General features: G+C 62.6%; 8 protein-coding genes. 4 read left to right on the forward strand and 4 right to left on the reverse strand.

Features of this window, described 5'->3' with window-relative positions:
* Positions 1-17: 17 nt before the first annotated feature.
* Positions 18-1,046 (forward strand): glycosyltransferase family protein, encoded by a 1,029-nt coding sequence (locus VF629_RS01660; protein ID WP_331056702.1) that lies wholly within the window; start codon positions 18-20, stop codon positions 1,044-1,046.
* Positions 1,047-1,303: 257 nt separating this feature from the next.
* A complete protein-coding gene (locus VF629_RS01665; RefSeq protein ID WP_331056703.1) occupies positions 1,304-2,785 on the forward strand; it encodes a GH1 family beta-glucosidase in 1,482 nt (493 codons plus the stop codon).
* A 9-nt stretch (positions 2,786-2,794) separates the two neighbouring features.
* Here the strand turns inward: VF629_RS01665 and VF629_RS01670 are convergent, their stop codons facing one another.
* The 3 genes from VF629_RS01670 to VF629_RS01680 all read right to left on the reverse strand — a co-directional run bounded on the left by VF629_RS01670 (position 2,795) and on the right by VF629_RS01680 (position 7,090).
* Positions 2,795-4,687, reverse strand: coding sequence for a cytochrome-c peroxidase (locus VF629_RS01670; protein ID WP_331056704.1), 1,893 nt, complete (start codon positions 4,685-4,687; stop codon positions 2,795-2,797).
* An 82-nt stretch (positions 4,688-4,769) separates the two neighbouring features.
* The gene (locus VF629_RS01675; protein ID WP_331056705.1) at positions 4,770-6,245 is read right to left on the reverse strand and encodes an alkaline phosphatase PhoX; all 1,476 of its coding nucleotides are present in this window, start codon (positions 6,243-6,245) and stop codon (positions 4,770-4,772) included.
* 212 nt (positions 6,246-6,457) lie between these two features.
* Positions 6,458-7,090, reverse strand: a complete 633-nt coding sequence (locus tag VF629_RS01680; protein ID WP_331056706.1) for a hypothetical protein — start codon at positions 7,088-7,090, stop codon at positions 6,458-6,460.
* Positions 7,091-7,233: 143 nt separating this feature from the next.
* Here VF629_RS01680 and VF629_RS01685 point away from each other — a divergent pair, with 143 nt between their 5' ends.
* A complete protein-coding gene (locus tag VF629_RS01685) occupies positions 7,234-8,733 on the forward strand; it encodes a 3' terminal RNA ribose 2'-O-methyltransferase Hen1 (RefSeq protein ID WP_331056707.1) in 1,500 nt (499 codons plus the stop codon).
* Here VF629_RS01685 and VF629_RS01690 read toward each other — a convergent pair.
* Positions 8,714-9,640: a hypothetical protein gene (locus VF629_RS01690; RefSeq protein WP_331056708.1), complete on the reverse strand. Its 927-nt coding sequence runs from the start codon at positions 9,638-9,640 to the stop codon at positions 8,714-8,716. The genes VF629_RS01685 and VF629_RS01690 overlap by 20 nt on opposite strands.
* Before the next feature lie 51 nt (positions 9,641-9,691).
* On the opposite strand from VF629_RS01690, the gene VF629_RS01695 reads away from it, so the two are divergent.
* The coding region (locus tag VF629_RS01695; RefSeq protein WP_331056709.1) for an AAA family ATPase at positions 9,692-11,184 on the forward strand (1,493 nt) is incomplete at its 3' end.

Below are 11,184 nucleotides of genomic sequence, written 5' to 3' on the forward strand. Positions count from 1 at the left end.
ACGTGTTTCCCTCCTCAATGCCCCGAATACTTTACGCCATCCAAGGCACCGGCAACGGCCACCTGACCCGCGCCCTTGATGTGGTACCGCTGCTGCAAGCGCGCTGCAGCCAGCTCGACCTCCTGGTGAGCGGCCCGCCCGCCGACCTGCCCTTGCCCTTCGAGCTGACGCATCGGGCTCAGGGCATGGGTTTTTTGTTTGGCAAGAAAGGCGGTATCAACTTCGTCAAGACCTTTCTGCAGTTCAACTCGGCCAGGTTTCTGCACGAAGTGCGGCACTTGCCGGTGGAAAGCTACGACTTGGTCATCAGCGACTTTGAGCCGGTGAGCAGCTGGGCCTGCAAGCTGCGCGAGGTGCCCTGCGTGGCCCTGAGCCACCAAAGCGCCGTGCTGCACCCCGCGGCCCCGCGCCCCGGCCGCGAAGACCCCGCCGGGCGGGCCGTGCTCAAGCACTACGCGCCCAGCACCGCCCAATACGGCTTTCACTTTCAGCCCTACGCGCCGGGCATTTTCACGCCGGTTATTCGCCAGCAGGTGCGCGAGCTTAGTCCCGTGAATGAAGGGCACTACACCGTGTATTTGCCGGCTTACAAGGAGGAAATACTGGTGGAGCGGCTGCAGTATTTGAGCCGCAGCGTGCGCTGGGAGGTGTTTAGCAAGCACAGCACCGAGGCCGTGACGCACGGCAACGTGCAGGTGTGGCCGGTGAGCGGCGCGGCCTTCCTCGACAGCCTGGCGCGCTCGGCCGGCGTGCTGTGCGGCGCCGGCTTCGAAACCCCCGCCGAGGCCCTGTACCTGGGCAAAAAGCTGCTGGTGATGCCCATGAAGCAACAGTACGAGCAGCAGTGCAACGCCGCCGCGCTGGAGAAAATGGGCGTGCCCGTTATCAAAAACTTCAAAGACAAAAACTTGGATAAAGTAGACCAATGGCTACACCAAGACGACACCGTAGCCGTTGACTACCCGGACCAAACGGCCGCTGTGATTGACCAGCTGCTGCGTGAGCAATTGCATGGCAAGAAGTCTGCGCGTAATGTGTTGTTATAAAAGTTCATACACGTAAGCTGTTGAGAAAGTCGGCTCCGCCCGGTCCGACGCCCTAGGCGTCCGACCGGTTGTTGCCTGGCCCGCCTCCCCGTCACCTTTCAACGACAACCGGTCCGACGCCCTAGGCGTCCGACCGGCAAACGACACACAGCCTAAACCGCTTTACTAATTGAAGTCCAATGTTCGTAATCAAGTAAGTAGGACAGCCGTTAGTCATTAATTATCCGACATCCACTTCGCCTTTCCGCGCCCCGCGCATGATTCATCTTCCTCCCAGCTACCAGGAGCCGCTGCCGCCGGCTTTTTACCCGGAATCGGCCCCGGGCTCGTTTTCCCGCGCCGATTTTGGGCCGGATTTCCTGTGGGGCGCTTCGGCCGCGGCCTACCAAACCGAAGGCGCCTGGCAGCACCAGGGCAAGGGCCCCAGCATCTGGGACGATTTTACGCGGCGCAAGGGCACCATCCGGCGCAACGAGCACGGCCGCGTGGCGGCCGACTTCTACAACCGCTACGAAACCGACCTCGACCTGGCCAGCGCCATGAACCTGACCGATTTCCGGTTTTCGGCCGCCTGGGCGCGGGTGCTGCCCGAAGGCACCGGCGCCGTGAACCGGCGGGGCCTGGATTTTTACGACCGGCTGGTGGATGCCTGCCTCGAGCGCGACCTGCGGCCCATGCTCACGCTCTACCACTGGGATTTGCCCAGCGCGCTGCAAGCCCGCGGCGGCTGGACCAACCGCAACATTGTGGGCTGGTTTTCGGAATACGCCCAACTGATGGCCCGCCGCCTGGGCGACCGGGTACCGCACTGGGCGGTGCTCAACGAGCCCATGGTCTTTGTGGGGGCGGGGCACCTGCTGGGCGTGCACGCGCCCGGCCGGCGGCACCTGGGGGCCTTTCTCTCGGCGGCGCACCACGCCACGCTGGCCCAGGCCGAGGGCGGCCGCGCCCTGCGCGCAATGCTGCCCGACTCGGCCCAGATTGGCACCACGTTTTCGTGTTCTTACCTCACGCCGCACCGCCCCGGCAACGCCAACGACGAAGCGGCCACCCGCCGCGCCAATGCCGTGCTGAACCGCTTTTTTGTGGAGCCCGCCCTCGGCCTGGGCTACCCGGTGGCCGAACTGCCCGCCCTGCGGTGGCTACTGGAACGCTACCAGCGGCCCGGCGACGAGCAGCGCATGAAGTTCGATTTTGACTTCTGGGGCATCCAAAACTATACCCGGGAAGTGGTGAGGTTCTCGCCCTGGCTGCCGCTGCAGTGGGCGGCTTTGGTGCCGGCCAAGCTGCGCGGCGTGCCCTACACCGACATGGGCTGGGAGGTGTTCCCGGAGTCGCTTTACCAAATGTTAAAACAGTTTGCGGCTTATCCAAATGCGCCAAAGCTGCTCGTAACCGAAAGTGGCTCAGCGTTCCCAGATGTGGTAACGGACGGCCGGGTGCCCGACGTGGCCCGCCGGGCCTACCTGCAAGCTGCCATTGGGCAGGTGCTGCGGGCCCAGCGCGAGGGGGTGGACGTGGGCGGCTATTTCTCGTGGAGCCTGACCGACAACTTCGAATGGGCCGAGGGCTATGGCCCCCGCTTCGGGCTCATCCACGTCGACTACGAAACTCAGGAGCGCACCGTGAAAGACTCGGGCCGGTGGTACGGAGATTTTTTGGGTGGGCAGGCCCTGGCAGGGCAGGGGCACGAGGCCGAACAAGCCGCCACGCCGCCCGCGCTGCCGGTAAGAAAGTAGCGAGCCGGTCTACAGCCGTTCCATTGTGTTGGCGCGTGGCCGTTCGTGGGCGGCGCCGGTGGTGTCGCTGAGCGTGCGGAGGAAGGCCACGAGCTGGCGTTTTTCGGTGGGCGTGAGCTGAAGTTTGTCGGCGGGCAGGGTTTGGGTGGGGACGGTGAGGCCCATACCGGCGCCCCCGCCTTCGTTGTAGAAATCGATGACCTGCTCTAGGGTTTGGTAGGCGCCGTTGTGCATGTAGGGCGCGGTAAGGGCCACGTTGCGCAGGGTGGGCGTTTTGAAGGCGTAGCGGAGCGGGTCGAGTTTCGTGTGCGCGTACCGGCCCTGGTCGGGGTCGAGGCGCTGGGCCGCGGGGGTAGTTGGCACGCCCAGTACTTCGGCTTCGGAATCGGTGAAATTGGGCGGGGCAGTGCCGTTGAGCAGGGGCATGAAGTGGCAAGTGGCGCACCGGCCCTTGCCCATGAACAGGTTGAAGCCGGCCACTTCGTTGGCGGTGAGGCCCGCTGCGGTGCCGCGCAGCGCTTGGTCGAAGGGCGAGTTCAGGCGCACGAGGCTGCGCTCGTAGGCGGCCAGCGCGTTTTGAATGTGCACGGGCTCGATTTGCTTTTCGGCCTGCGGAAAGGCTTGGCGAAACAGGGCGGCGTAGGCCGGCTGCTGGCGCAAGCGGCGAGCGGCTTCGGGCAGGGAGCCGTGCATTTCGTCGCGGTTGCCCACCACGTCGAGGCTTTGGTTTTCGAGGGTGGCGGCCCGCAGGTCGTAGAACTGGCCGGCTTGCAGCGCCGCGTTGTAGAGGGTGGGCGTGTTGCGGCGGGCGGCCTTGCCGCTCAGTGTGGCGTTGAGGGCCAGCCCGTCGGTGAAGGCGCGGTCGGGCCGGTGGCAGCTGGCGCACGAGCGGCCGCCGCCCCCCGACAGAACGGGGTCGAAGAACAGCTGGCGGCCCAGGGCCACTTTGGCGGCGTTGCTGAACCACTGCGCGTTGCCGGTATAAAAATCCGGGTTGAAGGCGGCCGAATCGAAGAGCGTGGCCGCGTCGCCCCGGAAGCTGCGCAGCTCCGTGAACGGCGCGATGCCCACTTGCCGCTGGTACGCCAGCAGGGCCCGGCCCAGCGGGTTGGCGTGGCGGGAGATGAATTCAAACCGGTTGAAATCAGCGAAGCTGACGGGCTGGCGCAGGTAGGCCTCGGCGGCCAGCAGGCGTTGGCGCAGCTGCTCATAAGCGGCTTTGGGCTCGGCAGCGGTAGGCGCGTACAGGCGCAGCGGCGCATGCAGAGCGGCCAGGGCCGTGGCCGCCTCGGGCAGGGCCGTGCCCACCGCGGGCGTGTCGAACCCGCTAATGCCCAGGGCCACCACCCGAAAGGTCTCCTGCCGAAGCGCATCAAAAACGTGCGAATCTGTGAATTCCTGCACCGCCCAGGAGTCGCTCAGGCCGCGAAGCTGGCGCCGGAGCCGGCCCACTTCCTGGCGCAGGCTGGCTCTGCCCTCAGCATCCGGCGCGGGGTAGAGCAGCGTCTCAATGACCTGCAGGCCGCCGGCTTCAAATTGCCGCGTTTCTTCCACCTCAATTTCCGGCACTGGCGCGCCGTTGACGAGGCGGCTGGCGCTGGGCAAAAAGTACTCGCTAAAGGCCTCCACGCGCTTGTAAGCCAGGCGGCAGCGCACGAAGGCTTGGCGGAGTGAGTCGACGGAGCTGGTGGGCCGGCTGGCCAGTGGCAGCAGTTCCTGGTCGACCAGGGCCGTCAGCCGGGCAAGGTCAGCAGCCACTAGGGCTTGCACCTGGGCCAGGCGCGTGGCTGCCGCCGGTTGGGTGGCGGTGCTGGTGGAGGAAGGGCCGCAACCGGGCAGCAGCAATCCGCCGCAGCTCACCAGCAGCGCCAGTTGCCGAGTTATTTGGCCTAGAAACCGCATCTGTGTACCTAATATGTGAAAAAGCAAGCAGCCTTCCACCCAAATGGAGTGAAAGGCTGCCACCCAAAATCAGATAGAGAAACTACTTCGCGATGCCGCGCACGATGAGCACTTGGCCACCTTCGCGGCTGTTGTTCGAGGCGTTGCCCGAGCGGTCGGGGTCCTGGAACTTGGCGTCCTGCCAGGTATGGGGGTGGATGTTGACCAGGAAGGTGTTGGGCGTGTTCACGATGTCGCTGATGTCAATCATGGCGCCGTATTCCCAGGAGCTCAGCAAGTTCGACTTTACGGTGTTGTACTTGTCGTTGAAGGCGGTGTCGGTGCGGCGGTGGTTCATTTCAAGCACGGGCACGGCCCGGGTGGTGGGGGCGGCAATGCTGTGCTGCCAAATGCGGCCGTCGTGGTTATTGTCGCGGTAGAAAGAGTCCCCATCTTCCTGAATGTAGACGTAATTCTCGGTCACGCAGATGTTATCGGGGTTCACGAGGTAATTGCCAGGGTCAGTGCCGCCGTCCACGGCCACGCGGAGCTTGCCCCTCAGCGGGTCGGCGTCGTTCAGCACCAGGCGATACACGCGGCCCCACATAGTTTTGCCGGTGTTGGGTTTTATTTTGTCATCGCTCACGCCGGTGGCGGTGAAATAGATTTCGCGGCCCCGGGCCCCGCCGCCCTTGCGGTAGTCCACGTCTTCAACGCGGGCCAGCTGCAGGGCGTTCAGGGTGACGGACTGGGCGGCAATCTGGGCTCCGGTCAGGCTTTTGGCGCCGGGCACTTCCATGAATTCCACGTCGTAGTCGGTGCCGGCAGTCATGTCGGTTTCCACGGGGTTGCCGTTGGTGCGGCGCAGCAGGTAGAGCTTGCCGTTGTCGAGGTCGCCGGGGGTATTCGAGATATAGGCCAGCACCTGGCCATTGCCGTCGTCTTCGCCGATGATGATGACCGTCTTGCCGGGGTAGGCGTCCTTGGGCAGGGGCACGGCGTTTTCCATGCTCGCCTTGCCCAGGGCGGGCTTGCGGCGGGCGGTGCTCGACTTATCAGCCGCGCCGATGGGGTCGATGGCGTGCACCATGCTTTCGGCGCCGCTTTCGCCGGCCGTCAGGAAGACGGGGGCCGGGAAGCCGTGCTCTTCCGGCGTGGCCAGCGTGGCAGAGCACAGGCGCGTGAGGCCACCGTTGTAGTCCACGAGGTACTCGCCCTTCACCGGCTTGAAGGTTTTGTCGAGGTACACCCGCGACACCGACTGCTGGATTTCGTGGTTATTAATCAGGATAAAGCCCTCGCCGGTGGGGTTCTTGAGCAGGCCCGCGCCATCGGGCTGCGCCCCGAAGCGGAAGGCCGGCGACTCGCTCAACACGTCCTCCGAGCCAATGAGCGGCAAAATCTGCAGGGACTCAAAGCCGGGCATGGTTTTCACCAGCGAAGGCGTAACCGAGTGGGCTTTCAGCTCGACGCTCGAACCGGGCGTGGCGGGGCCGTCGCTGTCGTTGCAACCCGTGAGCGCGGCGGTGAGCGCCAGGCCACTCAAAAGGAGACGCGAAGAAGTATTAATGTACATCATCAGAATTTTGCTGAGGTAAAACCGTGGTGCAAAAGTCCAAAGAGCGTGTTATGGCTGGGTTAGCAAGGAGTTAAGTTACGGTCACAGAATCGTGACCGGAGTGTGTTGCAGTGGGTGTAGTAGCGTGGACTTTTAGTCCGCGTTCGGGTGGAATCGTGACCAACTGGATTGTGAATACCCAGGGCGCGGACTAAAAGTCCACGCTACGCACACTATAGCAGCATGTCCCGGCAGCTCATGAATTTCTCAATCAGCTGCTCGGGGTGCTGTTCGTTGAACTCCCCGAAACCCAGCACAAAAGCAGGAGGGGGCTGCAGGAAATGGGTGGCTTCTTTCACCGCTTCCAGGTACCAGCTCAGGCGTTCCCGGTCGTCGCCGGCCGCGGCAATTTCGGCGTCCCAGCGCAGCGCTCCGGGGTCTTTGCGCACCAAAAAGGGAATGACGAACGGGATGTAGCGGCTGAAAACCGGGTTTTCGGCGTTGGTCAGGCGCGTGTCGGGCCACACGTGGTACGCGGCAAACGAAGCCGGTGGCGCCACCAGAAACGGCGTTTTCTCCAGCGTCATTTCCCCAAACATTTCGATGCGGTTGGGCTGGGCATAGAACTGCGCGTAGGCCGTGTACCACACCGTAATGCCGGCCGGGCTCACCAATTGGTAGGGGTGGAAGGAACTGGTGATGCCCAGCCCGCCGTGGTTGCCAATGACGAGCTTGTACAGTTCGCCAAACTTAGCAAATGCAGAGGATTGCTGGTAGGGGTTGTTGGTGAAACCGTAGAGATAGAAGCTGGCGAAATCGTTGAGCGAGGGTCCGGCGAGGCCGGCGGTAGGAGGGGTGTCGGGCACGGGAAGCAGCTTTAGGAGCAGGGGAAATACATGAGGCAGGAAGTGTTTCAGTACGCAAACCTATTTCGGTTGGGTTGAAAAACCGGTGCTGCGCTGCCTCCGTGCTACATTCGGCCTCTGGTTTTTTCCCTGTTGCGCTGCTCATGCTCCTCACCATTTCCACCACCTACCAGCCCGCCACCGACCTCGGCTACCTGCTGCACAAGAACCCCGCGCGCCTCCAAAGCCTCGAAGTAGCTGGCGGCCAGGCCCACGTGTTCTACCCCGAAGCCACGGCCGAGCGCTGCACTGCCGCCCTGCTGCTCGACCTCGACCCCGTGGGCCTGGTGCGCGGCCGGGGCGGCGCGTCCGGCGAAGGTTTCGCCCTGGAGCAGTACGTGAACGACCGCCCCTACGTGGCCTCGTCCTTCCTGAGCGCAGCCTTGAGCAAAGCCTTCGGCACGGCCATGAACGGCACCTGCAAAGACAAGCCCGACCTGCCCGCCCAGGCCCTGCCGCTGGCCGTGAAAGTGGCCGTCGTCTCCGCGCCTGGCCCCGACTGGCCGCGCCGCCTCTTCGAGCCGCTGGGCTACGAGGTAGAAATCGAAACCACTCCGCTCGACCCCACCGTGCCAGAGTGGGGCGACAGCCGCTACTACACCCTGCACCTGCGCCACGAAGGCCTGCGCCTGCAGGACGTGCTGACGCACCTTTACGTGCTGCTCCCGGTGCTCGACAACGACAAGCACTACTACATCGGCGAAAACGAAGCCGAAAAGCTCCTGCATTGCGGCGGCGACTGGCTGCCCCAACACCCGGAGCGCGGCTTCATCACGCGCCGGTATCTGCGGTACTTGGCGGCGTATGTGAACCCGACGCTGGAGCGGCTGATGGAGGGGAATGAACTCAGCGAACCGGCCGGCGAAACCTCACCCCCTGACCCCCTCTCCCGTGGAGAAGGGGCACCGGTTTTGTCCGATGCGGAATCGTCAGGCTCCCCCTCTCCGCGGGAGAGGGGGCCGGGGGGTGAGGTGAACGGGGAGGGCGACCCCAAACTTTCCCTGCACGACCAGCGCCTGCAGCAAGTAGCCCACGAAATCTACCAGCTAGCTCCAAAGCGCGTGCTCGACCTCGGCTGCGGCGAAGGCAAGCTGCTGCGCCTGCTCCTGCGCCAGCCCAAGATTGAGTACATTCTCGGCATGGACGTGTCGCACCAGGCCCTGTCCCGCGCCGCCCAACGCCTGCACCTCGACGAGATGCCCCCGCGCCAGCGCACCCGCATCGACCTCATCCAAGGCTCGCTGCTCTACCGCGACGAGCGCCTCGCCGGCTTCGACGCGGCGGCCCTGGTCGAAGTCATCGAGCACCTCGACGAGAACCGCCTTGCCGCCCTCGAAGCCGTGGTGTTTGGCCAGGCCCGCCCGGCGCACGTCTTCGTCACCACCCCCAACGCCGATTACAACCAACTCTTTGAAAAGCTAAACGCCGGCGAATTCCGCCACGACGACCACCGCTTCGAATGGTCCCGCGCCGAGTTCGCAGCCTGGGCCACCGCCTTGGCGGAGCGGCATGGGTATCAGGTGCGGCTGGTGGGGATGGGGGAGGAGGTGGAAGGCGTGGGTGCGCCTTCGCAAATGGCGGTATTTAATCTAGACCAGTCGTAGTCTTCTGCGAGAAACCGTCTTCGTCTACTGCGGGTATGACGTTGACCAGTTTTTCAAATGGCAGTTTCTCTGCAAAACCAGAAACATCCCCATCGAATTTGATTGAGTTGAACAGCTTTTGTAAGCTGCTTGCATCGTCTGGGTGAATTATTTTGCCAGCGTTAGAATCACTGACATAACTTCCAAAATGCGTTTGGAATGTCTTTGCTGAAATAAGACCAGATTCTTCTACTTCCTTAAAAAACTTCTTGTATTTCTTGACTAACAGATAATAGTCTACCTGAGGCACAAGCAAAGGCAAACCCTCGGGCCATACTGATAGGGTAATAATGCGCTTGTCAGCAACAGTTTGAAGGACCATGACCTTGGGCACAAAGTACTCTTCGCCTAATTCGTCTTGAACCTTCCTCTTATTGAAATTGTGTTTCCAAACCGCGTTCGAGGCCTGAGGCGGATAATAATTGAGCTCTAATTCCTCGTAAAAATGCGCAGAATGTCTTGCGTTAATTTCCGACCAATTTCTGTATAACTCGCCTTCTTCAGGTTGCGTTGGAGACTCTTCATCAGTTGTAGACTGAGGATTTACAACGTAGATGTTGAAGTCGCTAATTAATTGGTCAACAAATAAAAATGCTTCTTGACCAAAGAAATCTGGACGTAAAAAATTCAGGTTGAAACTGAACCGAGTGTAATCATAATCTGAAACTGTTTCTAGCTCAATCACCTCCGGGTCAGTTTCAGGTTCGTTCAAATCAAATGAGAAGTAGACCTCTGTGTCATCATTCTCATAAAACCACTGATTCCCTTGCTCGTTGGGAGGACAAAGATTATTTGTTAAGTAATCACTAATGTCACTTTCAGAAATTTGCTGATTCTGACGCTTGTAGAAGTAGAGGTCGTAGCTCATTTACTGCTTGATTTCTAAAAATGTCTTTTGTCGCTGTTGTTGTCACCATTTATGCCCCAAGATACCCTCAAGGTTCCCGAACTCTCCCTTATCATCCTCATTGGCAGCACGGGCGCGGGCAAGTCCACGTTTGCGCGGCGCTTGTTCAAGCCCACGGAAATCGTATCGTCGGATGCCTGCCGGGGCTTGGTGGCCGACGATGAAAACGACCAATCGGCCAGCCAGGACGCGTTTGAGCTGCTGCACTACCTGGTGGCCAAGCGCCTGAAGCGCGGGCTGCTCACCGTGGTCGATGCCACCAACGTGCAGGAGGAGGCCCGCAAGCCCCTGGTGGCCCTGGCCCGGCAGTACCACGTGCTGCCCGTGGCCATCGTACTCGACGTGCCCGATGCCGTGGCCTACGAGCGCAACGCCCTGCGCCCCGAGCGGCGCGGCATGGGCCCGCACGTGGTGGCCCGGCACCGCCAGCTGCTGCGCAAAAGCCTGCGCAACCTCAAGCAGGAGGGATTTCGGCACGTCCACGTGCTGCGCGGCGTGGCGGAAGTCGACGCCATCCAGGGCATCGTCCGCGACCGGCTCTACAACAATCGCAAAGAGGAAACCGGCCCCTTCGACATCATCGGCGACGTGCACGGCTGCTACGAGGAGCTGCGCGCGCTGCTGGAGAAACTAGGGTATCAGATTACGGAGGAGCCGATGGTGGACGTGCGGGATTTGGGCGTGCGGGTGGTAGCGCCGCTGGCCGTTCTAGAGGGCGCCTCACCCCCCGACCCCCTCTCCGAAGGGAGAGGGGGCACCGGTCTTGCTCCTGAAGATTTAGCTCCTGCTGAAAATCGTCTGGCTCCCCCTCTCCCTTCGGAGAGGGGGCCGGGGGGTGAGGCGCCCTCTAGAACGACCCGCAAAGCCATCTTCCTCGGCGACTTGGTCGACCGCGGCCCCGCCTCGCCGCAAGTCCTGCGCCTCGTGATGAGCATGGTGCGCGACGGCACTGCCCTGTGCGTGCCCGGCAACCACGACATCAAGCTCCTGCGCCACCTCAACGGCAAGAAAGTCACCGTCAACCACGGCCTGGCCGAAACCCTGGCTCAGCTCGAACCCGAGCCCGAAGCCTTCAAAAGCGAAGTGCGGCGCTTTCTCGACGGCCTGGTGAGCCACTACGTGCTCGACGGCGGCAAGCTGGTGGTGGCTCACGCCGGCCTCACCGAGGAGATGCAGGGGCGCGGCTCGGGCGCCGTGCGGGCCTTCGCGCTGTTTGGCGAAAGCACCGGCGAGATTGACGAATTCGGCCTGCCCGTGCGCTACGAATGGGCCCGCGAGTACCGGGGTCGCGCGCTGGTTGCCTTTGGCCACACGCCCGTGCCCGATGCCGAATGGCTCAACAACACCATCGACCTCGACACCGGCTGCGTGTTTGGCGGCCGCCTCACCGCCCTGCGCTACCCCGAGCGCGAGCTCGTGGCCGTGCCCGCCGCGCAGGTCTACTGTGAGCCGGCCAGGCCGCTTAACTACCGCAGCCGTAGCGCGGACTTTCCAGTACGCGACCC

Origin of the sequence: Hymenobacter sp. (assembly GCF_036388155.1) — a bacterium.
GTDB lineage: Bacteria > Bacteroidota > Bacteroidia > Cytophagales > Hymenobacteraceae > Hymenobacter.